Annotated in this window: 20 protein-coding genes, 1 tRNA gene and 10 pseudogenes; 7 read left to right on the top strand and 24 right to left on the bottom strand. The window is 59.7% G+C overall.

Features of this window, described 5'->3' with window-relative positions:
* The first annotated feature begins 99 nt into the window (after positions 1-99).
* On the top strand, positions 100-489 hold the full coding sequence (locus tag JCM25143_RS00205) for a hypothetical protein (protein ID WP_408735017.1): 390 nt from the start codon (positions 100-102) through the stop codon (positions 487-489).
* Between the two features lie 39 nt (positions 490-528).
* On the opposite strand, the gene prfA is transcribed toward JCM25143_RS00205, so the two are convergent.
* The 7 genes and pseudogenes from prfA to JCM25143_RS00170 all read right to left on the bottom strand — a co-directional run bounded on the left by prfA (position 529) and on the right by JCM25143_RS00170 (position 7,826).
* Positions 529-1,590: a peptide chain release factor 1 gene (gene prfA, locus JCM25143_RS00200; protein WP_035370246.1), complete on the bottom strand. Its 1,062-nt coding sequence runs from the start codon at positions 1,588-1,590 to the stop codon at positions 529-531.
* Positions 1,587-2,834: a histidine--tRNA ligase gene (gene hisS / locus JCM25143_RS00195; protein ID WP_025859621.1), complete on the bottom strand. Its 1,248-nt coding sequence runs from the start codon at positions 2,832-2,834 to the stop codon at positions 1,587-1,589. The genes prfA and hisS overlap by 4 nt, the downstream gene beginning before the upstream one ends.
* A gap of 175 nt (positions 2,835-3,009) precedes the next feature.
* A pseudogene (gene ispG / locus JCM25143_RS15365) lies at positions 3,010-4,166 on the bottom strand (flavodoxin-dependent (E)-4-hydroxy-3-methylbut-2-enyl-diphosphate synthase).
* 147 nt (positions 4,167-4,313) lie between these two features.
* Entirely contained in the window at positions 4,314-4,541 is a 228-nt protein-coding gene (locus JCM25143_RS20495) for a hypothetical protein (protein ID WP_051542680.1), read from the bottom strand.
* Positions 4,542-4,543: 2 nt separating this feature from the next.
* Complete coding sequence (locus JCM25143_RS15360) at positions 4,544-5,503, bottom strand: helix-turn-helix domain-containing protein (RefSeq protein WP_051542676.1); 960 nt, start codon at positions 5,501-5,503, stop codon at positions 4,544-4,546.
* Positions 5,496-6,580, bottom strand: a pseudogene (locus JCM25143_RS15355) (NAD(P)H-dependent flavin oxidoreductase). Before JCM25143_RS15355 ends, JCM25143_RS15360 begins: the two are co-directional and overlap by 8 nt.
* Entirely contained in the window at positions 6,573-7,826 is a 1,254-nt protein-coding gene (locus JCM25143_RS00170; RefSeq protein ID WP_025859620.1) for an aspartate kinase, read from the bottom strand. The pseudogene JCM25143_RS15355 and the gene JCM25143_RS00170 overlap by 8 nt, the downstream one beginning before the upstream one ends.
* A gap of 213 nt (positions 7,827-8,039) precedes the next feature.
* On the opposite strand from JCM25143_RS00170, the gene ubiG reads away from it, so the two are divergent.
* Positions 8,040-8,813 carry a bifunctional 2-polyprenyl-6-hydroxyphenol methylase/3-demethylubiquinol 3-O-methyltransferase UbiG gene (ubiG, locus tag JCM25143_RS00165; RefSeq protein ID WP_408735016.1) on the top strand — a complete coding sequence of 258 codons (774 nt, stop codon included), beginning with the start codon at positions 8,040-8,042 and terminating at the stop codon, positions 8,811-8,813.
* 55 nt (positions 8,814-8,868) lie between these two features.
* Here the strand turns inward: ubiG and JCM25143_RS00160 are convergent, their stop codons facing one another.
* From JCM25143_RS00160 to JCM25143_RS22930, 5 genes and pseudogenes are all read right to left on the bottom strand, one after another.
* Complete coding sequence (locus tag JCM25143_RS00160; RefSeq protein ID WP_234394801.1) at positions 8,869-9,234, bottom strand: DUF2147 domain-containing protein; 366 nt, start codon at positions 9,232-9,234, stop codon at positions 8,869-8,871.
* A gap of 215 nt (positions 9,235-9,449) precedes the next feature.
* Positions 9,450-9,956 carry a DUF1178 family protein gene (locus JCM25143_RS00155; protein ID WP_025859617.1) on the bottom strand — a complete coding sequence of 169 codons (507 nt, stop codon included), beginning with the start codon at positions 9,954-9,956 and terminating at the stop codon, positions 9,450-9,452.
* Between the two features lie 53 nt (positions 9,957-10,009).
* On the bottom strand, positions 10,010-10,270 hold the full coding sequence (gene grxC / locus JCM25143_RS00150) for a glutaredoxin 3 (RefSeq protein ID WP_025859616.1): 261 nt from the start codon (positions 10,268-10,270) through the stop codon (positions 10,010-10,012).
* An 80-nt stretch (positions 10,271-10,350) separates the two neighbouring features.
* Positions 10,351-10,995, bottom strand: coding sequence for a ComF family protein (locus JCM25143_RS15350; RefSeq protein WP_234394800.1), 645 nt, complete (start codon positions 10,993-10,995; stop codon positions 10,351-10,353).
* A gap of 44 nt (positions 10,996-11,039) precedes the next feature.
* Positions 11,040-11,114: pseudogene (locus JCM25143_RS22930) on the bottom strand (hypothetical protein); the annotation flags it as partial.
* A gap of 99 nt (positions 11,115-11,213) precedes the next feature.
* Between JCM25143_RS22930 and JCM25143_RS15345 the strand changes: the two are divergent.
* Positions 11,214-12,127: pseudogene (locus JCM25143_RS15345) on the top strand (methyltransferase domain-containing protein).
* Here the strand turns inward: JCM25143_RS15345 and moaA are convergent.
* From moaA to JCM25143_RS00120, 5 genes and pseudogenes are all read right to left on the bottom strand, one after another.
* Positions 12,124-13,137 (bottom strand): annotated as a pseudogene (gene moaA / locus JCM25143_RS15340) (GTP 3',8-cyclase MoaA). The pseudogenes JCM25143_RS15345 and moaA overlap by 4 nt on opposite strands.
* Positions 13,138-13,297: 160 nt before the next feature.
* Positions 13,298-13,642: a phosphohexomutase domain-containing protein gene (locus JCM25143_RS25015; protein WP_369347341.1), complete on the bottom strand. Its 345-nt coding sequence runs from the start codon at positions 13,640-13,642 to the stop codon at positions 13,298-13,300.
* 18 nt (positions 13,643-13,660) lie between these two features.
* Positions 13,661-14,706 (bottom strand): annotated as a pseudogene (locus tag JCM25143_RS15335) (hypothetical protein); the annotation flags it as partial.
* Positions 14,706-15,589: pseudogene (gene galU / locus JCM25143_RS15330) on the bottom strand (UTP--glucose-1-phosphate uridylyltransferase GalU). The pseudogenes galU and JCM25143_RS15335, both read right to left, overlap by 1 nt.
* A gap of 320 nt (positions 15,590-15,909) precedes the next feature.
* Positions 15,910-15,995 (bottom strand) — tRNA-Leu (locus tag JCM25143_RS00120).
* Positions 15,996-16,067: 72 nt separating this feature from the next.
* Between JCM25143_RS00120 and lipB the strand changes: the two are divergent.
* Positions 16,068-16,768, top strand: a pseudogene (gene lipB / locus JCM25143_RS15325) (lipoyl(octanoyl) transferase LipB).
* On the opposite strand, the gene JCM25143_RS00110 reads toward lipB, so the two are convergent.
* Both JCM25143_RS00110 and JCM25143_RS00105 read right to left on the bottom strand, forming a co-directional pair.
* On the bottom strand, positions 16,749-17,309 hold the full coding sequence (locus JCM25143_RS00110) for a LolA family protein (protein WP_025859615.1): 561 nt from the start codon (positions 17,307-17,309) through the stop codon (positions 16,749-16,751). The pseudogene lipB and the gene JCM25143_RS00110 overlap by 20 nt on opposite strands.
* Positions 17,306-17,647, bottom strand: coding sequence for a BolA family protein (locus JCM25143_RS00105; protein ID WP_025859614.1), 342 nt, complete (start codon positions 17,645-17,647; stop codon positions 17,306-17,308). The genes JCM25143_RS00110 and JCM25143_RS00105 overlap by 4 nt, the downstream gene beginning before the upstream one ends.
* Before the next feature lie 51 nt (positions 17,648-17,698).
* On the opposite strand from JCM25143_RS00105, the gene JCM25143_RS00100 reads away from it, so the two are divergent.
* From JCM25143_RS00100 to JCM25143_RS15315, 3 genes and pseudogenes are all read left to right on the top strand, one after another.
* Entirely contained in the window at positions 17,699-18,307 is a 609-nt protein-coding gene (locus JCM25143_RS00100) for a J domain-containing protein (RefSeq protein WP_025859613.1), read from the top strand.
* Positions 18,308-18,377: 70 nt separating this feature from the next.
* Positions 18,378-19,383: pseudogene (locus JCM25143_RS15320) on the top strand (AAA family ATPase).
* A 25-nt stretch (positions 19,384-19,408) separates the two neighbouring features.
* Positions 19,409-21,332 (top strand): annotated as a pseudogene (locus JCM25143_RS15315) (cobaltochelatase CobT-related protein).
* 54 nt (positions 21,333-21,386) lie between these two features.
* Here the strand turns inward: JCM25143_RS15315 and JCM25143_RS00085 are convergent.
* The 5 genes from JCM25143_RS00085 to rfbF form a co-directional block, all read right to left on the bottom strand.
* Complete coding sequence (locus tag JCM25143_RS00085; RefSeq protein WP_148299959.1) at positions 21,387-22,640, bottom strand: hypothetical protein; 1,254 nt, start codon at positions 22,638-22,640, stop codon at positions 21,387-21,389.
* A gap of 45 nt (positions 22,641-22,685) precedes the next feature.
* The gene (locus JCM25143_RS00080) at positions 22,686-23,387 is read right to left on the bottom strand and encodes an FkbM family methyltransferase (RefSeq protein ID WP_025859611.1); all 702 of its coding nucleotides are present in this window, start codon (positions 23,385-23,387) and stop codon (positions 22,686-22,688) included.
* Positions 23,388-23,422: 35 nt separating this feature from the next.
* Complete coding sequence (locus JCM25143_RS00075) at positions 23,423-23,845, bottom strand: LbetaH domain-containing protein (protein ID WP_148299958.1); 423 nt, start codon at positions 23,843-23,845, stop codon at positions 23,423-23,425.
* 185 nt (positions 23,846-24,030) lie between these two features.
* The gene (rfbG, locus tag JCM25143_RS00070; RefSeq protein ID WP_025859609.1) at positions 24,031-25,137 is read right to left on the bottom strand and encodes a CDP-glucose 4,6-dehydratase; all 1,107 of its coding nucleotides are present in this window, start codon (positions 25,135-25,137) and stop codon (positions 24,031-24,033) included.
* The gene (rfbF, locus tag JCM25143_RS00065; protein WP_025859608.1) at positions 25,122-25,886 is read right to left on the bottom strand and encodes a glucose-1-phosphate cytidylyltransferase; all 765 of its coding nucleotides are present in this window, start codon (positions 25,884-25,886) and stop codon (positions 25,122-25,124) included. The genes rfbG and rfbF overlap by 16 nt, the downstream gene beginning before the upstream one ends.
* Positions 25,887-25,921 lie beyond the last annotated feature (35 nt).

The following is a 25,921-nucleotide window of genomic DNA, read 5'->3' as shown; positions in this document are numbered from 1 at the left end:
TCTTATACTCCAAGCCCACATAGGCCTGTTTCCGCCATGCCAACACGTACAGCCCGGGCCGCGGCCTTTGTGTTCGCTTTTTTTGCCCTGTTCCCTACCATGGCCCATGCAGGGGAGTTTTCCGTGACCGATGAAAAGGCGGATACGGAAATATCCGAAGTTTCGCGCATCTATCTGGACGGTCAGCTTGTCAGCACCATCAAGCTTAATGACATGAACCGGGCCAAGACAGTGCGTGTGCCGACACCAACCGGACGCACCGAACATTCGTATACGTTATGCGGAGAAATCACCATCCGCACCCCTGAAGGCCGGGTAGAAACCCACGAAGTCAGCAGCGATGGCGTGCTGCACAGCCCTGATGGGCATCATTTCTTTGCCCTTGGCTCAAACGGTTTTACGGATTTCTACCTGCTGGACCCGGATTCACCCGAGACAGCCGAACACCGGCCCGGCCAGTCAGACTCCTGCGCAGCCCCCATCAGCTAGGCACTACAGCCCCAAGCCACCTGCCGGTGGCCCAGAGTGCTACAGGCCTTCAGCCGCCAACAGGGCGGCCTGTTCGTCCTGTGTCAGCGCATCCACGAACTCATCAATCTCGCCCAGCATAAAGCGGTCAATCTTATAGGCAGTCAGGTTGATCCGGTGATCCGTAACGCGGCCTTGCGGGAAATTATAAGTTCTGATCCGCTCGGAACGATCGCCCGTTCCCACCTGTGAGCGACGATCCGCCGCGCGGTTGGCATGAGCCTGCTCGCGCTCGCGCTCATACAACCGCGCACGCAGGATTTTCATGGCCTTGGCGCGGTTCTTGTGCTGGCTTTTTTCTTCCTGCATGGAAACAACAATACCGCTGGGCATATGCGTAATCCGCACCGCACTTTCGGTCTTGTTCACATGCTGCCCACCCGCGCCCGATGCCCGGAAAACATCGATACGCAGGTCTGTTTCGTTGATATTGACATCCACCTCTTCCGCTTCAGGCAAAACGGCCACGGTCACGGTGGAGGTATGAATACGACCCTGACTTTCCGTAGCTGGCACACGCTGCACGCGATGCACCCCGGATTCATATTTGAAACGAGCGAACACGCTGCGGCCATTGATTTCCGCTATGCCGCAGCGCAGGCCACCCAGTTCGCTCTCATCGTAATCCATAACCGTAAAGCGCCAGCCTTTCAGCTCGGCATAGCGACGGTAAAGGTCGAACAGTTCGGCAGCGAACAACGCGGCCTCATCTCCCCCGGCAGCGGGGCGAATTTCCAGAATAGCGCTACGCTCATCCGCAACGTCACGCGGCAGCAGCGCCAGCCGCACGGCCTGATGCAACGATGGCAGGCGGCTTTTCAGCTCTTCCAGTTCCACCGTTGCCAGTTCACGCATTTCGGGGTCGGCCAGCAATTGCTCGGCCTGCGTCATTTCCTGCTCCGCATCACGCAGGGCGTTGATCTGGCTGACCACACCTTCAAGCTCGGCATATTCGCGCGAGGCCTGGGTAAACGCATCTCCCCCCAGACCGCCAGCCAATAGGGCTTCAAGTTCCAGTGCGCGGCTGACAATCCTGTCCAGCCGTTCATCCAGTGCGTTCACGCAAACACGCTCCCGGCATCCGTCATGAGCGCCTGATGCGTGGCTTCACGCTCCTGCCCGCTTTCCATATCCTTTACCCGGAACAGACCGGCCGCGAGTTCGTCTTCCCCCACAAACAGGACATGGCTGGCATTCTGTTTTGCAGCCCGCTCCATCCGTTTGCGCAAGGCCCCTTTATAGCCAATTTCGGTTCGGATACCCTGCGCGCGCAACGCCTGCAGAATGCCACACAGGGCCCGCTCATCCGGCGAGCCCACGGGCACGATCACGACGGACCGGGGGGCCTGCGGCGGTGTTTCCAGCAACATGGCCAGACGCTCGACACCCGCTGCCCAGCCGATAGCAGGCACATCCGGCCCGCCCATCTGCTTGACCAGCCCATCATACCGGCCACCAGCCAGCACCGTGCCCTGTGAGCCAAGTCGCGTCGTCACGAATTCAAACGTGGTGTGGTTATAGTAATCCAGCCCGCGCACGATACCGGGGCTGACTTTGTAATCGATGCCGAACACATCCAGCTTGGCGCGCAGTTCATCCCAGAAGTCCTGCGCCTGCGGGGTCATATACTCTGCCATGCGCGGGGCATCCGCCACCAATGCGCGGTCGCCTTCGTTCTTGCTGTCCAGAATGCGCAGGGGATTCTTTTCCAGCCGCACCAGACTGTCTTCCGACAGGCGGTCCTTATAGTCGGAAAAATAGGCCACCAGCGCAGCACGCCAGGCATCCCGGCTTTCGGCATCACCCAGCGTATTGAGTTCCAGCGTTACATGCTCGGCCACACCAAGGGCCGACAGTACCGCATGCCCCATGGCAATCACCTCGGCATCGGCCAGCGGCTCGGCGGCCCCCAGCAATTCAGCGCCGATCTGATGAAACTGCCGATAGCGCCCTTTCTGGGGGCGCTCGTGCCGGAACATCGGCCCGGTGTAAAAAACCTTCTGAGGCAAGGACTGTGTTAGCGCGTTGCTGACCAGCGCACGGCAGATGGCGGCCGTGCCTTCTGGGCGAAGGGTCAGGCTTTCACCATCCCGGTCACTAAAGGAATACATTTCCTTGGACACAACATCTGACGTATCGCCCAGCGAGCGCGAAAAAACCCGTGTTTCCTCAAAAATCGGGGTGGACCACTCATCAAAGCCATACAGCCCCGCAATCCGTCGCGCAGCTTCGACAACCTGTGCGTGGCGGCGCTGCTCCTCGCCAATAAGGTCGTGGGTTCCTCTTACGGGTTGAATGCTGCTCACCGGCCTGCCCTGCTCTCGATCCCGCATTCCGTGTCACGCCCCGGAATGCTGCGTGTTGTCTTTGATGGTTCCACAAAACGCCATGCGCCGCGCACGAAACAGTTCCATGCGCGGCGCACTCCGGCGCCAGTTTCCTGATCCGGCCTCGGGCAGACAGCCCGAAGCCGCTAGCCGCTTAGTTAGCCGAAGCCATATCCGGCAGTTGCTCGGCTTCACCAGCCTGCTTTGCCTTGCTTCTTCCGCCTCGATCTGGCCACGCGGGCCTCAACCAGATCCACGACATGGTTGATCATGTCGCCTGCGGGCACCGTGTGATCCTGCTTGCCAGCCGAATACACCATGTGACGGCCAGAACCACCGCCCGTAACGCCCAGATCGGTCATCAGCTTCACCGGGGCCATTCACCACGCAGCCAATGATCGACAGGGTCAGCGGTGTTTTGATATGCGCCAGACGGTCTTCAAGTGTCTGCACCGTCTCGATCACGTTAAAGCCCTGACGCGCACAAGACGGGCAGGAAATGATCTTCACGCCACGGTGGCGCAGGCCGAGGGACTTGAGAATATCCCAGCCAACCAGCACTTCCTCTTCCGGGGCGGCGGACAGCGAAACGCGCATGGTATCACCCACGCCCGCCCACAGCAGGTTGCCCAGCCCGATGGAGGATTTGACCGTGCCAGCGCGCTTGCTGCCTGCTTCGGTAATACCGATATGCAGCGGGTAGTCGCACGCATCGGCAAGCTGCTGATAGGCAGCAACGGCCAGAAACACGTCAGACGCCTTCACACTGATCTTGAATTCACGGAAATCATGATCTTCAAGGATTTTAGCGTGTTCCAGAGCGCTTTCGACCAGCGCTTCAGGGTTGGGCTCACCGTATTTTTCCAGCAAGTGCTTTTCAAGCGACCCGGCGTTAACCCCGATACGGATGGAGCAGCCATAATCCTTGGCGGCTTTCACCACTTCGCGTACGCGCTCGGCGCTGCCGATATTGCCGGGGTTGATACGCAGGCAGGCGGCACCCGCCTGAGCGGCTTCGATAGCGCGCTTGTAGTGGAAGTGAATGTCCGCCACGATCGGCACGTTAACTTCGCGCACGATTTCGGCAAGAGCTGCGGTGCTTTCCTCGTCCGGGCAGGACACACGCACAATATCCACGCCCGCCAGTTCTGCCCGACGAATCTGCTCGATTGTCGCCTGCGCATCGCTGGTCAGGGTGTTGGTCATGGTCTGGATGGAAATCGGGGCGTCCCCACCGACAGCCACCTTGCCGACATGGATCTGCCTGGATTTCCGTCGTTCTATATGCTGGTAAGGCCGGTAGCCGCTCATTTTACATCCTTTTGTCGAGACGACAGTTGGCGGACAGAACCGTGCTCGGCACCACGGCTTGCCCGCGAATTCTGGTGCTGTCCTGCCAAAAACAAACGCTTTTGGCTACACACAAAACAGAAACAGCGCCATGACCATGGCAGGGAGTTAGCGCAAGCCCTGCCCTTCGATCTGATCCGCGTTCAGTTTATCCGCATCAGAGGCCGCATGCGGCACAGACGGCGCGACATCTGCCGGGGCACTCCGCGCCACAGGCGGAGCAGCCACACTGGCAACCAGCGAACCATCCCGCACGGCCTGTGCGCTCAGCACCAGATGCCGCCGCACTGCACCGTTACGGCCCAGAGGCGGTGTTGTTACATCCCCTTCATTCACTGTTATACACCAGCATTGCCCACTGTCAGGTCATAAGGGCCATTGCCTTCGGGCACATTCCAGCTTTCACCTGGTTGCAGAACCTTGTCGTAAACAACCTTGCCTGCACCATCACGCACCTGAATCCAGCTTACCTGCCCAGCCCGGATCACCATGGGCTGGCCACCAGCAGAAGGCCCAGAGACTACACTACCGCCAGCAGGGGCTGCTGCAGATTGAGCGACCTCGGCCCCAGAAACAGATGCACTAGCCCCCTGTTCGGCAGAATGTTCGGGTGCGCCCGCTGCCTGCGGTGCTGCACCCTCACCTGAAAAAGCAGATTCAGACGAATCCTGTACCGCTTCGGGTGATTGAGGCAGTGGCGGAGGAACTGGCACGTCCTGCACCCTGCCTTGACCTGAAGCTGTGTCAGGAATGCCGCTTTTCTCTGGCAGAATGGAGGCAACCTGCGGAGAGGGCGCATTATGCGCGGCCTCTCCGGGCATGAGACTCGCCACCGGCGGCACTGGCTCCGGCAGCGGGGTTGCCCGCCCCATGAAGCAGTACCAACCCACATAACTAAGAACGACAACCCCAAGACCGATGGAAATAGCCACCGCCGGAGGCAGGCGCCGGTCAGGGATAGGAACGGGAAAATCAAGCTCGGGCCTGTGCCCGGCTGCCCGGCTGCCCTTGCGGTAGAACCCGGCCAGACTTTCGGGGTCAAACCCTAGTGCCTGTCCGTAAGTCCTTAAAAATCCAAGGGCATAAACTTCTGCAGGCAGGATACCGGCCTGCCCGCTTTCCAGCGCTTCCAGATAGGAACGACGGATACGCAGCCAGCCGGACACATCATCCAGCGACCACCCCAATTGCTCGCGCCGCTGGCGCAATGCCTCACCCACACCGATCATGGCCACATCAGGCAGAGGCGGTGTGGAACTGCCCTGCACTTGCTCTGGACCGTGTGTGTGTTCAGCCATCGGCATCCATACGTCTTTGTTGCCCGACCAGAGCTAACACGGCCTGCTCTATCAGGTCAGCAATAATTTCCGCGACAGGCTGGACAGACCTGACCATCCCTACCGACTGCCCCGCCATGACGGAGCCGTTTTCCACATCACCATCAATCACGGCACGCCGCAAGGCACCGGCCCAGAAATGCTCGATTTCAAGCTGGGCTTCTTCGCGCGTCAGTTCGCCACCCTGAAAGCGGCGAATGACATCAGCCTGATGCGCCACAAACTTACGCCCGCCTTCATTAGCCAGCGAGCGCACAGGAATGACCGGAAAGCGCTCATCAAGCTGGGGCGATGTCACCGCATCGCGCGCGGCGGCACGCAGGAAGGCTTTTTTGAACTTCTCGTGGGCGATGCTTTCTTCGGCGGCAGCAAAGCGCGTGCCGAACTGGCCACCCGCGGCCCCATTTCCAGATACCCCAGAAGAGCATCGCCCCGCGCCAGACCACCGGCAACAAACACGGGCACGTCCTGAATGACCGGCAGGATTTCCTGCGCGAGAACCGTTAGAGAAACCGGGCCGACATGGCCACCGGCTTCCGTTCCCTCAATCACCAGTGCATCAACGCCCATCTTGATCAGGCGCTTGGCCAGAACAAGTGCTGGTGCGAAGGCAATGACCTTTGCCCCGCCTTCCTTGATGGCCTTGATAGCCGCACCCGGCGGAATACCCCCCGCCAGCACGATATGCGTGACACTCGCGTCCAGACAGACCTTGATCAGGTCATCCAGCCGGGGGTGCATGGTAATCAGGTTCACCCCGAATGGGCGATCGGTCATGGCGCGGGTGGCGGCAATTTCCTCCGCCAGTCGATCGGGCTCCATCGCACCGCAAGCAATAACGCCAAACCCGCCCGCATTGGAAATGGCCGAAACCAGATGCCGCTCACTCAGCCAGGACATGGCACCGCCAAGAATGGCATAGGGCGTTCCCAGAAACGCCGTGCCCCGCTGCCACAGCCGGTCAAGCCGCGCGCGAGCGCGCTGGAGCTCGGCCTGCGTGGGAGCCAGTTCCGCCTCTGCGGGCAGCACCTCAGACATTATCCAGCCCATAAGCGGTATGCAGGGCGCGCACGGCCAGTTCGGCATATTCTGCCGCGACCAGAACGGACACTTTGATTTCGCTGGTAGAAATCGCCTGAATGTTGATCGAGCGCTCGGACAGGGTGCGGAACATGATGCTGGCCACCCCGGCATGCGAACGCATGCCCGTGCCAACCACGCTAACCTTCACGATATCCGGGTCGGTCTGGAGCTCCTCGTACTGCACGGCTTCACGCACGGAATCCAGCACGTCTATGGCGCGCGGCAGATCGGTCTTGCTGGTGGTGAAAGTCATGTTGGTGGTGCCATCCGCGCCCGTGCTCTGCACGATCATGTCCACATTGACATTCGCCTCGCTCAGCGGGCCGAAAATCGCTGCGGCAATGCCGGGCCGGTCTGGAATGCGCCGGACAGACAGCTTGGCTTCATCACGGGAATAGGCAATGCCGGTGACCAGTTTCTTTTCCACGATTTCGTCCTCATCCACCACCAGAGATCCAGGAAGCTGGCCTTCCATAACCGCCGGACCATCTTCAAAACTGGACAGCACCTGCACCCGCACGCCTTGGCGCATGGCCAGCGCAACACTGCGGGTCTGCAGTACCTTGGCCCCTACGGAGGCCAGTTCCAGCATTTCCTCGTAGGTAATCCTGTCGAGCTTGCGCGCCTTGGCGACTATACGCGGGTCGGTCGTGTAGATCCCGTCCACATCGGTATAAATATCGCATCGGTCAGCCCGGATGGCCGCCGCCAGTGCAACAGCCGACGTATCGGACCCGCCACGCCCCAGCGTGGACACCCGGCCATCAGGCGCAACCCCCTGAAAGCCCGCCACAACCGGCACAACGCCCTCGGCCATGGCGCCCAGCAGGCGTTCGCCATCAATACGGTCCAGACTGGCCTTGCCATGGGCGGAATCGGTCTCGATCGGCACCTGCCACCCGGCAAAGGAGCGCGAGGGCACGCCCAGAGTCTGCAATGCAATGGCCAGCAGCCCGCTTGTTACCTGCTCGCCCGTGGCTACGATCGAATCGTATTCCTTGGGGTCGTGCAGGGGGGACAGGGACTGACAGTAGCCCACCAGCCGGTTGGTCTCTCCCGCCATGGCAGAAACAACCACCAGAACATCGCAGCCGGCGTCTTTCTGCTTTTTGACACGTTCGGCCACGGCCCGGATACGATCAAGATCGCCCACGGACGTGCCGCCGAATTTCATGACAATCCGGGGTGCGGAACCGGACATACGTTTTTCTCCACCAGACACGCCGCGAAATAACGGGCCACGAAAAACCCCCGCCCCAGCTTTCCCTCCCGTGTATGAAGGATATAAAGCTCTCCGGGCGGTTGCGCGGCTTCACAAGGCGCGTCACATAGCCTCCCCGGCCCCCTTTCGTCCAGCGGGGAGACCAGCAGTAAAGGAATTTGTTGCATGCCAGCCACCAGCGCTCCAACGGATATGCCGCAGGGCATGCCCCTGAACGCGGCCCCCGGCCCCGTGACAAACGCCTCTGTCTGCCCCGAGGAAATCGCCCGCTTCAGCGCGCTGGCCCAACAATGGTGGGACCCCACAGGCCCCATGCGGCCCCTGCACGCCATGAACACCGTGCGGACAGAATGGATCAGCCGCCACCTGCCCCTGCGTGGCCGGACATCGCGCCGGGTACGGCTGCTCGATATCGGCTGCGGTGCGGGACTGGCCAGCGAATCGCTCGCCACGGCTGGGCATGATGTGCTGGGGCTTGATGCCTCGGCAGATGGAATCGCCGCTGCCCGCGCCCATCTTGAGGCGCACCCTCTCCCTGCTGGTTCAGGCCCGCTCACCTACCGCAATGGCAGTGCGGAAGATCTGGTGGCTGAAGGGCAACGCTTTGATGCCGTTATCGCGCTGGAAATCATTGAGCATGTGACAGACCCCGAGGCGTTCATGCAGTTGCTCAGTGCACTGGTGGAACCGGGCGGCACGGTTATTGTCTCGACCATGAACCGCACCCTGCGCTCATTCGCCATTGGCAAAGTCGGTGCAGAATACCTGCTACGCCTGCTGCCCGTAGGCACGCATGACTGGAAAAAATTCATCCGCCCATCAGACCTCGCCCGGCAGGCCCGCGCCGCAGGGCTGGATATGCAGACCATTACCGGCCTGACACCCGGCCCCGCAGGCTGGGCCAATAGCTGGAAAGAAACGCGAGACCTGAGCGTGAACTACATTGCGTCGTTCATAAAACGCTGATTTGTCAGGTTTTATCTGGTGGCGCCTGCGGCAGCGCAGGGCACCGGCAGCGGCTTCAGGGCATTTTGCACATCGGGCCCATGGCGGGGCCTGTATAGCGTGTCCATGTCTGGGTCTGCCCGAATAACGGCAGGCCCAGATAACCCCGGAGCTTGAGCACATCCGGCCCATCCGCCCATATCTGAGCATCGTATACATGCCCTGTATCGGGGTCGAGAATATGCCCCTGCAACTTGCGGGTATTCTCCTTCATGGGCCGGAAATCCGTCAGCATCATGAGGTTGCATTCCACCTTGCCATCATGCCCACGCGGCACGTCCGTGCCTTCGTACTGTAGCCCAACAAGGTGCCCACACACGACATCGCCGCATTGCTGAACCAGAAACACACCATCATGGTCCTGACTCAGCCAGTAACCCATCAGCGTTCCTTCTGAGGCTGCCATAGCCGGCCTAAAGCCGCCGCCAATCAGCAGCGCACAGAAGGCAAAAACGGCCGCCCAACCGCGCATATTACCGCTAAACCACCGGCCTGAACGCGCTGCCATGCTCTGTCCACTCATGTGCCTACTCCTTGCCGCAAGCCATAAATGACAAACCCCGCATTGCGCGGCCGCCCCGTTATGCTGGCTCGGCGTCAGCTATCGGTCTTGCTTACCCACGGGATGGCGTGAAACTGCACACCTTCATCGTGCAGCATTTCACGGTCCCGCGCGCTTACATCTCCATAAATACCGCGCTCCGGTGCCTCGCCATGATGTATCCGCAACGCTTCGTGCGCAAAATGCTCACCAACATTTTCGCAGTTTTTTTCAACCATCTCGCGCATCTGCCTCAGCGCACCCAGAATCCTGTCCTCTTCGCTAACGCTCAAGGGTTCAGAGCCGCTCTGCCCAGTGGGCACAGGCTGATTCTGGCCGGATGCACCCGCCACGGCAGGCGTGTCCTGCACCTGTGGCGCGGCTTCCTGCCGCCGCCCACCACTGACGATGGCAGGCGCCATGGGGGCCTGATCCACAGCGGCCATGCCACATTCAGCACAGGACAGCATGCCAGCCTCGCGCAAGCGGCTGAAAGTCGCGCTGTCCTTGTACCATCCTTCAAACTGATGGCCATCAGCACAGCGCAGGCGGTAGCAGATCATCTCTTGCGCCTCTCCCTTACCATCCACTCACGCGCAGGCACCGGCTGCCATATTCAGGCAATACCAAGGCTTGCATCCAGACGGCCCGAGCGTTCAAGCGCCATCAGGTCATCACACCCACCCAGCGCTGTATCGCCCACAAAGACCTGCGGCACGGTCGTCCGCCCACCTGAACGACGGATGGAGTCTTCGCGCTCGGCGGTGCCGTGCGGCGCATTGATTTCCTTAAACGGCACGTTCTTGCTTTGCAGCAGGGACACGGCCCGGCGGCAGTATGGGCAGCCCGGCTGGGTATAGATAACAATCTCTGACATAAGCTCTCTCTTGCACTTCCTCTGACACCCGAAGCTTTCGCCTATCACATGGTGATGCCACGCGGGATCTGACAGAGTTGTTAGTGCATTTCCTGCAAATCTATATCAAGCCCGGGCCGCTCAGGCACTACACCAGCCACCAGCAGGTGTATCTTTTGCGCACCGGCCTCTCGCAGAGCCTGCACACAGGCTGTTGCCGTGGCACCTGTTGTCAGCATGTCATCAACCAGCACGACCGTGCGCCCGCGCAGCACACCACGCCAACGCGCCCGAACCCGCATGACTCCCTGCATTTCCTGCCTTCTTGCCCCGCGCGAAAAACGGGCAAGCCGCACCGTGGCGCGCAGGCGCTCCAGTACATCCGGCCCATGTTCGCTGCCCTGCATTCTGGCGATATGGCGGCTCAATAAAGCCGCCTGATTGTAGCGCCGCGAGAGCAGCCGCCACCGATGCACCGGCACAGGCACCACCAGCGCACCCGGCACCAGCACATCCTGCCCCGCCCGGACCATATGCTTTGCCAGAAATGCTGCATAATCAATCTGGTCCGCATATTTCAGCCGCAGGATCATGTCGCGTGCCGCGGCATCGTACACAAAAGCCGCACGCCCCTGATCCCATGCCGGGTGCCGCCGCTCGCAGGCGGCACAAAGGCCGTCTGCTCCCAGCAATGCGCTGGAAGCCTGAGGCTGCGCACACGCCTTGCAGTATGGAGGCCCCAGCATGGCAGGCGCACAAAACACGCCCCACAGACCAGCCCGGCCTGCACCGTATCAGCCCCACACAGTAGGCAGGAAGGCGGGTACAGCCTGTCCAGCACGAACCGGCCTGCCACCCGCAGCATATGCGCACCCATAGCCCAGCCTCCGTTCAACAGCCTGCCTGCGGTCATAACGGCAAAGGCAGACTTGGCAAAACAGGCCTGAGCGCGCACACCAGCGAAATGAACACGCCCGCCATCTTCGACCACCGCGCCATCAGGCTCCACAGGGACAGGGCCGCAGGCAGACAGGCCCTGATCAGCCCCATTCTGGACGCCGCAACCGCAATCCTGTCAGACCGGCTGGATGATGTCGCGCGCCCCTTTACCGCAGCGCTGGATATAGGCGGCCGTGGGCTGGTCAGCCAGATGCTGGCAGAGCGGCATATCCCCACACTGTCCATGGATATCTCAGCCCGGCAGGCCGCCCTTTGTGCACCTCATGCGCTGTGCGCCAGCCCGGAAGCCCTGCCCTTTGCACCGGCAAGTTTTGACCTTGTGGTAGCTTGCCTGTCGCTACACTGGGTGAACGACCTGCCCGGCACGTTCATGCAGATCCGCCAGAGCCTCCGGCCCGATGGGCTGTTTCTGGCCTGCATGCCTATTCTGCCGACCCTGCGCCCCCTCCGCTCGGCTCTTGAGCGGGCTGAACTAGCTTGAGCGATGGGGTTTCGCCCCGGGTTTCGCCCCTGCCTACCCAGCAGGGCTGTGTGCAGCTTTTACAACGCGCGGGCTTTGCCCTGCCGGTTGTGGATAGCGAGCGGTTGGACCTGCGCTACCGCTCCACCACCGCCCTGCTGGCCGACCTGCGGGCTGCGGGCGAAACCAGCGCCCTTGTGCAGCGGCCACGACGCTTTACCTCACGCATGCTGTTTGCGGCAGCCGCAGCAGAGCTTGAGTCTAACAGTGAAGACTCTCGCACAATGGATTGTAATAAAAACAATACTGATGGTTTTTCTATGCCGCTGCACATGGCCGTTCTGTCTGGCTGGGCTCCAGCGCCAACACAGCCGCAGCCTCTGCAACCCGGCCAGTTTCAGCATGATCTGCGCGATGTACTGTCCGGCAGCAAAGCAACGGAGCAGATACCGGATTAACCCCCGGTCACACTCATATGCCGCTCCGGCCCAGCAACCTGCCCCAAGGCAGGGTCCAGCATGAAGTCATGCCGGGCGGGCTTGCGGCCAATAGCCTGATCAATCATCCCGGCCAGTGCGGCATCATCCGCTCCAGCCCGCATCAGCCGCGCAAATCGGCACCATCCTCCTGCCCCAGACAGGTGTAAAGCCTGCCGGTGCACGATAGCCGCACCCGGTTGCAGGTTGAGCAGAAATTATGGCTCAACGGCGTAATAAACCCAAGGCGCTGCCCTGTTTCGGCCACACGAACATAGCGCGCTGGCCCACCAGCCTGTGGGGACTATCCTCCAGTGTCCAGCGCCGTGCCAGATCAGTCCGGACATCGGATAACGGCAGATAACGCGCGATCCGGCTATCGCCTGTCTCACCCATGGGCATGGTTTCAATCAGGCACAGATCAGCTCCGATTTCTCCACACCATCCAGCAGGTCATCAAACTCGGTGTCGTTTCCGCCTGCCATGGCCACAGTATTGATACGCACGGCAAGGCCCGCCTCACGCGCGGCACGAATCCCATCGAGTGTGGTCGCCAGCCTGCCGCGCCGGGTCAGTTGGGTGAAACGCTCCGGGTCAAGGGTATCAAGGCTGACATTCACCCGCCGCACGCCTGCGCGTACCAGCAACTCGGCAAATTCAGCCAGCCTGCTACCATTGGTGGTAAGCGTGATTTCATCGAGCCGTCCGGGCTCATCGGCCTGACCCAGAAGAGGCCGCAGCGCCAGCAGAAAATGCCCGATATCCTTGCGCACCAGCGGTTCACCGCCAGTAATCCGCAGCCGCCTTACGCCCTGATGCATAAACACGCGGGCAAGGCGCAGCAGCTCGTCATAATCGAGAACATCATCTCTGGGCAGGAAGGTCATGTTTTCCGACATGCAGTACAAACACCGCATATCGCACCTGTCTGTTACTGACAGGCGCAAATAGGAAATCCGCCGTCCGGCAGGGTCCATGAAAGGGGACAACATTTGTCCTCTATATCAGTAACTGGGAGCGAACTGAAACATATATTCCCTGCAAGACACATATTCAAACCTGACAGGGCAGGCCTGATTCTGAAGCCGCCTCAAACGGAACGGGCGGCCCGGCATACCGCCAGACCGCCCGAACCATAACAGACGAGCAGATTTAGTGCCCGGCGTTGTCACCCGAAAAATCCGGGCTGGACAGGCCGGACTCTTCAAGCTGCACCACCAGAGCCGCTTTGAGCCGTTCCAGACCAGCCTCGTCGCTCCCTTCTGCCCGCGCCACCAGCACGGCCTGCGTGTTGGAGGCACGCAGCAGCCACCAGCCATCAGACGTGTTCACCCGAACGCCATCGATTTCGGAAACATCGGCACCGGCCTTACGCAGGCGCTCGGCCACTTCCTCAATCACCTTGAATTTACGGTGATCATCGCAGTCAAAACGCACTTCCGGGGTGGAAATGGTCTTGGGCAGAGACTCGCGGAAAACCGAAAGAGGCTCATCCATACGCGCCAGAATATCCAGTGCGCGCACCCCACCATAAAGGGCATCGTCAAAGCCGTACCATTTATCGGCAAAGAAGATATGGCCCGACATTTCACCCGCCAGCGGCGAGCCGGTTTCGGCCATCTTGGACTTGATGAGCGAATGGCCGGTGCGCCACATCAGCGGCTTGCCGCCCGCGCGCGCAACCTCGTCGAACAGAACCTGACTGGCCTTTACGTCTGCAATGATGGTCGCACCCGGATGGGTCTTGAGCACATCACGCGCCAGCAGAATCAGCGTCTGGTCGCCCCACAGGATTTCGCCCTTGTTGTCCACCAGACCGATCCGGTCGGCATCGCCATCGAAGGCAATACCCACATCGGCACCATTATCACGCACGACGCTGATAAGCTGCTGAAGATTCTTGCAACCGTCGGGTCGGGGTGATGAGCCGGGAACGTGCCATCAATAGCAGCATTGAGCACGATATGCTCGCCCGGCAGGGCCGCCACCAGCTTTTCCAGAATCTCGCCAGCGGAACTGTTGCCGTTATCCCAGACAATCTTCAGCTTGCGCGAACCGCCCACGTAGTCCTTGACCAGGCGGGCAACATATTCGTCGCGCACATCGGCTTCGCGCACGCTGCCATCCTCACGCGCGACAACATTGCCCTGCGCGGAAAGCTCGCCCAGTTCCTTGATCTGGGCGCCAAAGAAGGGCTTACCCGCCAGCATCATCTTGAAGCCGTTGTAATCCGGCGGATTATGGCTGCCCGTCACCATGATCGCGCCATCGGCCTCAAGCGTGGCCGAGGCGTAATACAGCATGGGAGTCGGGCCGCGGCCCACACGGGTCACTTCAAGCCCGCATTCCACCGCACCCTGCACCAGGGCTTCCTCCAGCATGGGGGAAGACAGGCGGCCGTCGTATCCGACTACAAGCGTGCGTCCACCATTACGGCGCACCATGCTGCCGAATGTACGCCCGATAGCGAAGGCATCCTCAGCGCTCAGGGTTTTACCGACAATCCCGCGGATATCGTATTCACGCAGGCTGGTGGCGTCAAAGTTGTGAGAAAACGTCATTATTTCTGCCCCTCATACTTGGGCAGGAAGGCGCGCACGCCCTCAGCCAGTTCCGGGCGCTGCAGAGCAAAGGCAATCTGGGCTTCAAGGAAGCCAAGCTTGTTGCCGCAGTCGTAACGCGTACCTTCGTAGCGCAGTCCGTGGAATGGTACCTCGCCAATGGTTTTGGCCATGGCGTCGGTCAACTGCACTTCACCACCCGCGCCGCGCTCCAGCTTGGCCAGATGCCGCATGACATGCGGGGTCAGCACGTAACGGCCAATAATGGACAGATTGGAAGGAGCGTCCTCGGGCTTGGGTTTTTCAACCAGCCCGCGCACCTCGACCAGATGCCCGTCATCCTTGCCAACATCGAGAATACCGTAGCGGTTCGTGTGCTCACGCGGCACTTCCGACACTGCCACAACACTGCCGCCCGTTTCATTATACGCTTCGGCCAACTGCTTGAGGCAGCCTTTTTCAGACTGAACCAGATCATCCGGCAGCAGAATGGCAAACGGGTCGTCACCAATGAATGCGCGTGCGCACCAGATGGCGTGTCCCAGACCAAGCGGCTCCTGCTGGCGCACTGCCATGAGCGAACCGGCCTGAATGGAGCTGGGGCCAAGCGCCTCCAGACAATCCAGCTTGTTGCGTTCTTTCAGCGTGGTTTCAAGCTCGTAGGCAATATCGAAATAATCAATCAGGGAATCTTTGCCGCGCCCCGTGATCAGACAGAATTCCTCGATACCCGCAGCACGTGCTTCATCGATCGCGTACTGGATAAGGGGCTTGTCTACAACCGGCAGCATTTCCTTGGGCATGGCTTGGTGGCCGGCAGAAAGCGCGTTCCCAGCCCTGCAACCGGCAGAACTGCTTTACGTAAAGGCTTGGGTTTGGACACGAATGCACACCTTAGAAAATCACGTTGAGTCTCAACCATTCAGACCGACCATGCAGCATGTCGCCACCAGCCAGACCGTGCCACCAGACCAGAACACGCCGCCACCCATCCTTGGGGCAACACGGCTCCACTCTGCCAGCCAATAGTATCTCTTGTTACATATCTCCGCTCGCGCGGCCATTCCCATAGACAGGAAAAGAACGGCGCGAATATGACAGGCCAGAGGCCAAATTCGGATCAGTGCCGGACCCGAAGACACAAAAACAGCCCCTCCCCTTACCAGGGAGGGATTCTGAATTTGTCATTTTTCTGGAGAAAAATGGTGCGGTCGAGAAGACTCGAACTTCCACGGGGTTTCCCCCACAAGCACCTCAAGCTTGCGCGTCTACCATTCCGCCACGACCGCCCGTGACAACCGGTACCAAAAAGGCGATACCGTGTGGTGAGAGGCATATAACCGAACCATGGACACGCGGCAATGACCAAAGAACATATTTTGTGGGAAATCAGCAAAAAAACAGTTCCTTACCCGCAGGCCCTGTCGCGCATGGAGCAGATTGCACGCGACATCCGGGCAACGGGGGTACCAGAGCGCGTCTGGCTGCTCGAACACCCGCCGCTTTACACTGCAGGCACCTCCGCCCGGACGGAAGACCTGTTCAACCCCGCCGGTTACCCCACCTACCCCGCCGGACGGGGTGGACAGTGGACCTACCATGGGCCGGGCCAGCGCATTGCCTATGCCATGCTTGACCTGCAACGCCCCCATGGGGATGTTCCCGCCCGCGACCTGCGTGCTTATGTACAGGCACTCGAACGCTGGATTATCGCGGCTCTCGCGCGTTTCGGCATTAAAGGAGAAGTGCGCGAAGGGCGTGTTGGCGTATGGGTGCAAGACCCGGCCAGCGGCATGGAAGAAAAAATTGCCGCAATCGGGGTGCGCATTTCACGCTGGGTAAGCTGGCATGGCATTGCCATAAACCTTGCCCCCCGGCTGGAAGATTTTGACGGAATCGTACCCTGTGGCATCAGGGAGTTCGGCGTTACCAGCTTTCGCCGCCTTGGCTTGATACGGATATGGCCGCACTGGATCAGGCGCTGGTGGAATGCTGGCCCACCGTTTTTGGCAGCCAGCCCTCCGCCCTGCAACCGGTTGAGCCTAGCCTGACCCCAGCGTAATCACCGTCACACGGCGTCGTTCATCGACAATCCGCACCTCATAGAGTGCCAGACGCGCCGCAGAATCGCGAAAGCGGAGCGTCACCAGCCCCTGCGACGGGTTATCCGTCCGGGCGAGGGAAAGCTGGAGCACGCCGGGGGCATGGCGGATATCGGTCACGGTCACCGCGCCCCCCAGATGCACCGGGTTGTCCAGCAGCAACCCAAGCGGGTTATGGGCCAGCCCTATGCGGGTTTCAGCCCCTGTCGCACTGTCCGTAAAAACAGCATGGCGGCCTTCGGCATGCAGGGTCATGGGGTGCGGAGCGGTAAAGCGCATATCCAGATAGCCGGGATGGTAGGCCAGTTCCCCGCTACCCACGGCACCATCAGGCCAGACCTGCGAGAAAGGAGCCGCCTTGAGGTCGACCGTATGGAAATACGCCTCGACCCGCGCGATATCGCGTTCTGACGATGCGCCCTGCATGCCTTGGCCAGCGCACGCGGCCAGCAGCAGGGGTAACAGCAGGGCACTGCGCCGGATATGTTGCCACAGGCTCATGCCGTATGGCTTTCTTCTTCCTGCGGGGTGCGCAGGGTCAGTGCAAGAGCGTGCAGCCCGCTGTTCAGTTCATCGGCCAGCACATCATGCACCATGCGTGAACGGTTAACGCGGCTGACGCCTTCAAACGCCTTGGAGACGATCAGCATACGGAAATGCGTTTCGGTGGCTCCCGCATCCGGGCCACGCACCATGGAAACATGGTGGGCATGGCGGCTGCTTTCGTCGAGCATTTCAAGCCGCTGGGGCTGAAAGGCCGCGAGCAGTTTGTGGTGCATGCGTCCGGCGCGTGCTTTGGAGGGAACAGAACCCGTGGCAGAATCCGAAAGACTGCTCATATCGGCATTAACCCCTTGCGACTGATGCGTTTGCAACGCAAATAACAGGAAATGACCAAGCCAAGGAACACCCGCGCCCGCGCGTTTGACCCGGACCCCGACGCGCCGCAGCGTTGCTGCGACATGCCGAACTGCTCAAACGCGGCAGGCTACCGCGCCCCCCGCTCACGCGAGACGCTGAACCAGTATTACTGGTTCTGCCTCGAGCATGTGCGCGAGTATAACGCGCGCTGGGATTACTACAAAGGCATGAGCCCCGGACAGATCGAGGCCCATCTGCGCGCCGATGCCCGCTGGGACCGCCCGACATGGACCTTTGGGCAGGCAGGCTCGCCCAAAAACCACAACACCACGGAAGAAGACATTCTCGACCCGCTGGACATTCTGGGGCGCAGCCGCCGCAGCCGGGCTGAACAGGCCCGCTCGCGCGCAACACCCGCAGCCCCCCCGCCCCTGCGTGAAGCGCTGGCGGTGCTGGGTCTGCCATGGCCCGTTTCGATGGAAGACGCCAAAACGCAGTATCGCACGCTGGCCCGCCGCCACCACCCCGATACCAACAACGGAGACCGCGCGGCGGAAGAACGCCTCAAGCAGATCAACGTAGCCTTTACCATGCTTCGCACACATCTGATGTCAGAAGGCCTCGAAAAAACAAACTGATCATGTATCCTGCACCTGCCAGACCCCGCAGGCACGCAGGGCGTTTCACCTTACGACCAGACGGATCATCATGACGGACCTCTCCACCCAGCCCTCCACGGGCGATCTGCCCCCTATCTCGGCCATTTCCGTTCCCGACCTGAACGTGTCTGTCCGTGAGGTCTTCGGCCTTGATACCGACATGACCGTTCCGGCCTTTTCTATCCGCACGGACCATGTACCCCCGATTGATCCGGCCTATCTGTTCGACCACGACACCACGCTGGCCATTCTGGCAGGCTTTGCCTTCAACCGCCGGGTGATGGTGCAGGGCTTCCACGGCACGGGTAAATCCTCCATGTGGAGCAGATTGCCGCCCGGCTGAACTGGCCGTGCATTCGCATCAACCTCGACAGCCATGTTTCGCGTATCGACCTCGTCGGCAAGGACGCCATCGTGGTGCGTGATGGCCAGCAGATTACCGAGTTTCAGGAAGGCCTGCTGCGTGGTGCCTGCAACGCCCCTGCGCGCTCGTATTTGATGAATACGATGCCGGGCGACCCGATGTCATGTTCGTGATCCAGCGCGTGCTGGAAGTCGAAGGCAAGCTGACCCTGCTGGATCAGAACCGTGTCATTACGCCCAACCCGTGGTTCCGCCTGTTCGCTACCGCCAATACGGTGGGTCTGGGTGATACCACGGGCCTGTATCACGGCACGCAGCAGATCAATCAGGGGCAGATGGACCGCTGGAACATCGTCACCTCGCTCAACTATCTGCCCCACAGACAGGAGGTGGGCATTATCTGCTCCCGCATGGGAATCGCGGAAAACGACACGCAGGCCCGCGCCAAAATCGAGCAGATGGTTGCCCTCGCCGCCCTGACGCGCGCTGGCTTCATGGCGGGTGATCTATCCACCGTCATGTCCCCCCGCTCTGTTATCGCATGGGCCGAAAACGATCAGATTTTCAAGGATACGGCCTTTGCTTTCCGCCTAACGTTCCTGAACAAGTGCGACGAGGCCGAGCGCGCCATGGTGGCCGAATATTACCAGCGCTGCTTCAACAGTAGCCCGCTGCCCGCCCGCACGGCGTAATACCTCAGACCGGAGCAGGCTGGTTATGGCTGACACAACACAAGACCCGCCAAAAAATCCAACGGCGCTTTTGCCCCGCCTCTCGCGCGAGGAGGCGGAAAAACGCGCCGATGCTTTTCGGCAGGCCACAGCGGCCACCCTGCGCGCCATGGGCGGCGGGCAGGAAGCCGATGTGTCATTCCATAGCGGTAACATGCCGCTGGCACCGCTCAGCCTCGGCGGCAAAGTCCGCTTGCAAAATCCGTCGCTCTCGCTGAACGAGGATGAAAAACAGCGCCTGCGCGGCGTGGCGGACGCGCAGGCGCTGCGCCTCAAGCACCACGACTTTACCCTGCACGCGGCACGCCAGCCTGCCGAAACCATGGCGCGCGAGGTCTATGACGCGCTGGAGCAAGCCCGTATCGAATCACTGGGTTCGCGCCATATGCGTGGCGTGGCCGCCAATCTGCGCCAGCGCCTTGAACAGGACGTGCAGGCTGCAGGGCTGGAGCGCCTGACAGACCCCACACAGCTTTCACCCGTGGTCGGGCTTGAACTGCTGGCCCGTGAAAAGCTGACCGGTGAGCCCATACCCGAAGCCGCACGCACTATTGTGGAAAAATGGAAGGCCACCCTGCCCCCGCAGGCCCTGAGCGTGCTGGACACCCTCGCCCGCGATCAGGAAAGCCAAACCGCCTATGCCCGCGCCACCCGGCGCCTACTGGCCGCCTGCGCTCTGGCAGAAGACGACACGGCACAGGAAGAAAACGAAAACAGCGAAGACCCCGGTGGCGACACCTCGGACATGCCCGAGGATACCTCCGAGCAGCCCCCGGCGGATCAACCGGAACAAAGCCCCGAGCAGGAACCTGATCTTGAAGATGCTGTCAGTCAGCCTCAACTCATGGCGGGGAGTGGGGACAGCGCACCCGATACTGGAGAGGACGAACAGGACTCCGGCATGGCCGAAGGCACGGGCGAGGCCGCAGGCCCCGGTAGCCGGGCCGAAATAGACCCCGGCGATACCGCACGCAGCTACCATGCCTATACCACCCGGTTTGATGAGGAAGTTCCCGCCGAAGACCTATGCGACCCGGAGGAACTCTCCCGCCTGCGCCACCAGCTTGACCTGCAACTCGCTACCCTGCACGGCGTTGTGTCGCGTCTGGCCAACCGCCTGCAACGCCGCCTGATGGCCCAGCAGACCCGCTCCTGGTCGTTCGATCTGGAAGAAGGCATGTTGGATGCGGGCAGACTGTCACGCATTGTGGCCAACCCGTCTCTCTCGCTGTCCTATAAACAGGAACGGGAGACGGAATTCCGCGATACGGTTGTCACCCTGTTACTGGACAATTCCGGCTCCATGCGGGGGCGCCCTATTTCGGTGGCGGCGGCCTGTGGCGATATTCTGGCCCGCACGCTGGAGCGCTGCAACGTAAAGGTGGAAATTCTCGCTTTACCACCCGCGCATGGAAAGGCGGGCAAAGCCGTGAGCAATGGCTGACAGACCACAAACCCGCCAACCCCGGCAGGCTCAATGACCTGCGGCACATCATCTATAAGGCGGCGGATACACCGTGGCGTCGGGCACGCACCAATCTGGGCCTGATGCTGCGCGAGGGGCTTTTAAAAGAAAACATTGATGGCGAGGCCCTGCTCTGGGCATGGAAACGGCTGAAAAGCCGCCCGGAAGCCCGCAAAATCCTTATGGTTATTTCAGACGCGCGCCGGTGGATGACAGCACCCTGTCCGTAAACCCCGCCTCCTATCTGGAAGACCATCTGCGCGAGGTAATCACGCTGATAGAAAACCGAAGCCCGGTGGAACTGACCGCCATCGGCATCGGCCATGATGTCACGCGCTATTACCAGAAAGCCGTGACAATCACCGATGCGGAAGAACTCGGGGGCACCATGCTACAGGCCCTGTCGAGCCTGTTTGATGAACGCGCCCCCCGACGCACGCGCTAGAGCGGCCTGAGCAAGAGAGCGCACCGGGAAGGCGCATTCTCTTGCAGTCCGTTTTTACTGCAATGATGCAGGAGGCCATACAAACCCGGCAGGCAGCCCTTCCGGCTGGGCTTTTACCCGGTCAAGCCGGATTGCGGCTGCCAGTTCCAGAACGGTGGATACGAAAATATCCGGCGCGTATTTTTTCTGGAAACAGGTCGAAACTTCAATCCCTGCCTCTATGGTTCTGTCAGGGTGAGCGATGGTTTCCGCTACGCAATGCCTGATGGCATCGGGCTCGAAATCAAACATAAACTCATCTGCACGAGGCAGGTCATTAAAAAATGGCTGCCTGTTTGTCAGACACAGAGTGTACGCGCCATAAGAACGACAGACCCGGTCATGCGCAGCCAGTCCGGTATTGGGTGACATATCGATCATTGCAAGAGAACTTTGAATAAGCCCTGTTGATTCCTGATAATTACAGGAATCAACATAAGTGCAGCGTTTATTGGACAGGTCAACATGCCCCCACCCGGTGCCCTGAATGCGCACCGGGAACTCCGCCAGTATGTTTGCCAGAAAGGCTGCTTTTACATAGCGCAGATAGTGATCAAGGTTTGAAATAAAGAACAGGCGCAGTTTTATGAGGCTCTGCACATCGAAATTATGGTTGGCAAAATACTCTACAACGATATCGTCAATCTGATTGGTTGCGGGGTTACTCATGTTCTCCGTCAGATACGTGGCAATTTCCCGTATGGCCTTGAGCATGCGCGGGGGCAGTACGTTCTCCCAGCTATCCCACAGAACCTGCGGATTATGGGTGTTTTTCAGGAAAAGAAGCTGCCCGGAGCGCTTGCGTTCGATATCAACATCTTCCCGACGCATCGGGTCCACCATAACTGACCCGATTGTCCCGATTACCCCATTAACCAGCGGCAACCGCCTGCGCAGGGCCGCATGCTCGGGAAAGCCGTACAGCGTGGCGAAATTGCTGCTCCTGACCACATGACGGTCAAAAAAATGGGCGGGGGAATCTCCATAGAGTGAAACAAACGGAATACCGCACTCTTCCCATACCCTGTGCTGCTGCCCATTCTGTCCGTTCAAGGCCAGATCAGCGCCAATACCCATGAAGCTGAAGGCGACCTCCACATTCTGGCCGATGATCTTTTCTTTAAGAACTGCCAGAGCCATCTCCCCGGAAGCCAGATCAAGTTCGACAAACTCGTAACCCGCATCGGAAAAACACCGACCCAGCGCACGGCCCAGCCCGTTCAGCATGTCACCTTGCGAACTGGCCGCTACGTACACAACTTTTGTCATTTATAATCTCTTCCACAATGCAGGAAACGGGCAGGCGCGCCCGCGTCAGATCTTACGCGGGCGCGGGATTGCATAGGCCACCACTTCAAACGTGTTTTTTTCGTGCTGGCGCAAAAAGATATCCGCATCGGGCAGAATATCCCTGATCTGGAACGGCAGTGCCCAGATATCCTCGGGGCGATGATAAACGCTGATCGCAAGCCGGGCATTATTCTGGCGTATGGTCTGACTCATACCCCGTAGGGCGGCAGCCTCGGCCCCTTCGATATCCAGCTTGACGTAATCAACCGGAATGCCGTGAAAAACCTTATCCACCGCCACGCACTGAATACTCTCACCACCCGGCTCATGACCGCCGACAATACGCGACCCCTGCTCGTTCCCTGTCGCAAACGAAACCTGATGCATGCTGTCAGACAGGCCACACGGCATGAAGGTGGCTTGAGCACCGCAGCTTTCGCCAAACTGCGCCAGTTTTTCAAAATTCGCGGCATCTGGCTCAAAAGCCAGCCAGCGATTGATTGAAACCCCCGCCTTTACCAGCCCCCGGAATGTATCGCCATCATAAGCACCACCATCCAGAAAACTGATAGGGGCATCAAACCCCGGCAGATCTTCAGGCAGGTACATTTTGCGCGACAGAACAGGGGATTGTGGCGCATTGCCCCCAATCACGCGAAACCGCAGGATAGACAGCAGTGTTTCGACCGAAACCGCATCACCCAGCAGGCTGGCAAGCGCGCGCACCTGCTCGAAGTGATCAATAAAAAACTGGCGTTCATTCAGCAGAAATCACCAATCGAAGCACCCAGCGCATCGACAATATCCGCCCCCCAGAAAACATGCTCAAACCCATAATCCTGCCCGAGGCGAACCAGTTCTCCCATATCGTTATGGGGGTTCAATATACCCAGCACAAAAACTTTTCCGGCCGCGATTTCGGGCGTAATCGCGTCAGGGTGCAGCACCGGCAGCCCCTCGATACTGGCCAGATCAGCCCCAGCCCGACGATCGATCATGCCAAGGCATGGCAGGCCGGCCTGCACCATCTGCCGCGCAATCCGACGGCCAAAATTGCCAGCCCCATAAACATATGCCCCGTTGGCAAGCTGGCTACGCAACCATGCTGGGGAACGATCACGCATGACCGCCAGAATATCGCTTTCAAGCTGGTCCAGAGCTGTGGAAAAGCAAGCAGCACTCATGATTTCACTCCGGGTCAGGGCCCTGCCTGCCACCATTCCAGATAATGATGCGGCGCAGCCTCTCAGGCGGCCTCACACCACAACAACACAATATTTTTTCACCACAGCCAAACACAGTGTCACGCCAACATCCGACCTAACCCGCCAGAACAAGGCTGTACCAACCGCCTGCGTTCATACACAAGCTAGCAGCCGCTCTTTTCCCTGACTGCGGATTGGTATTGCCGGATTTGCGCAAGGGTATACGCCCGCATGGACTCTCCACGCGCATGGGCCTGATGCCAGCTGACAATCCTGTCCAGAGCGGCCTCCAGCCCCCAGACCGGTGTCCAGCCCAGCAGGGCCTGCGCTTTTGAGCAGTCGAGTTTCAGATGGGTTGCCTCATGCACACCCTGCCCCTGCTCGCATATCCATGCAGCACCCTCCCCCCATTGCCGGGTCAGGTTTTCAACGATCCACTGAACGGGTTTGACATCTGTATCCGAAGGACCGAAATTCCACCCTCCCGCAAAGCCCGCACCGTTTTCATACAGGTGTTCAGCCAGCATCAGATACCCGCGCAGGGGTTCCAGAACATGCTGCCATGGACGAATGGCCTGCGGGTTGCGCACCTTCACCGGTTCATGCGCGGCCAGTGCCCGCATAATATCGGGAATAAGCCTGTCGCAGGCCCAGTCTCCACCCCCGATCACATTCCCAGCGCGAGCGCTGGCAAGCGCCACGCCATGCTCGGCATAGCGTTCGGGATTGAAAAAGGAGCGCGTATAGGCCGCCGTAACCAGTTCGGCACAACCCTTGCTAGAAGAATAGGGATCGAAACCACCCATGGGGTCGGTTTCGCGGTAGCCCCAGAGCCACTCGCGGTTTTCGTAGCATTTGTCGGAGGTAACATTCACCACCGCACGCACGCTGTCGGTCTGGCGCACCGCCTCAAGGAGCGCCACCAGCCCCATCACGTTGGTCGAATAGGTTTCCACCGGGTTGTCATACGAATACCGCACCAGCGGCTGAGCCGCCATGTGGATGACAATATCCGGTCGCGCCTCAGCCAATGTGGCGGCCAGAAACCCGGCATCGCAGATTTCGCCTATAACGGATGTCATACCCTGTGCCACATCGGCACTTTCAAACAGGTTTACATCCGTTGGAGGCCTTCGTGCGTAGCCTGTTACCTCGGCCTCGAGTTCGCGCAGCCAGAGCGAAAGCCAGCTTCCCTTGAAACCGGTATGCCCAGTCAGGAATACCCGCTTGCCGCTCCAGAAATTCGGCCTGACCATTACCAGATTTTCCAAGGCGCCTGATCAGTAGACCAGAGTTCCTCAAGGTAGGTTTTATCGCGCTGCGTATCCATGGGCTGCCAGAAACCATGGTGGAAATACGCCTCAAGCTCCCGATCTCTGGCGAGGCTTTCGAGTGGCTTGCCTTCCCAGACAGTGGCATCGCCTTCAATGCGTTCAATCACATCAGGCGAGAGGACAAAAAAGCCACCATTGACCCAATGACCATCACCATCGGGTTTTTCCAGAAACGACGTAACAGTTGCCTTATCGAACTGAATGGAACCAAAACGGCCGGGGGGCTGCACGGCGGTCATGGTTGCCTGCCTGCCGTGCTGTTTGTGAAAAGCGACCAACTTGCCGATGTCCACAGTGCTGACACCATCCCCATACGTCATGCAGAAATCGCCCTTGAGGTAAGGAGCAACACGCTTGAGGCGGCCACCTGTCATTGTTTCTTGACCGGTATCAATCAGGGTAATGCGCCATGGCTCGGATTTTTGCGTATGCACTTCCACAGTATTGTTTCTTATGTCTATTGTAACGTCAGACATATGCAGAAAATAATTCGCAAAATACTCTTTGATCATATACCCTTTATAGCCACAGCATATGATAAAATCATGGATACCATAAGCAGAGTAAATCTTCATGATATGCCAGAGTATAGGCCGCCCCCCGATCTCGATCATCGGTTTGGGGCGAATAAAGGATTCCTCGGAAATTCTGGTGCCCAGCCCACCGGCCAGTATTACTGCTTGCATAAACCCGACTGACGCTCCACGCTCGAGATGACCTG

It is taken from the genome of Acetobacter papayae JCM 25143 (genome assembly GCF_000613285.1).
GTDB classification, from domain to species: Bacteria; Pseudomonadota; Alphaproteobacteria; order Acetobacterales; family Acetobacteraceae; genus Acetobacter; species Acetobacter papayae.
The sequence above is the reverse complement of the archived record's forward strand: the minus strand, read 5'-3'. Positions and strand labels throughout refer to the sequence as shown.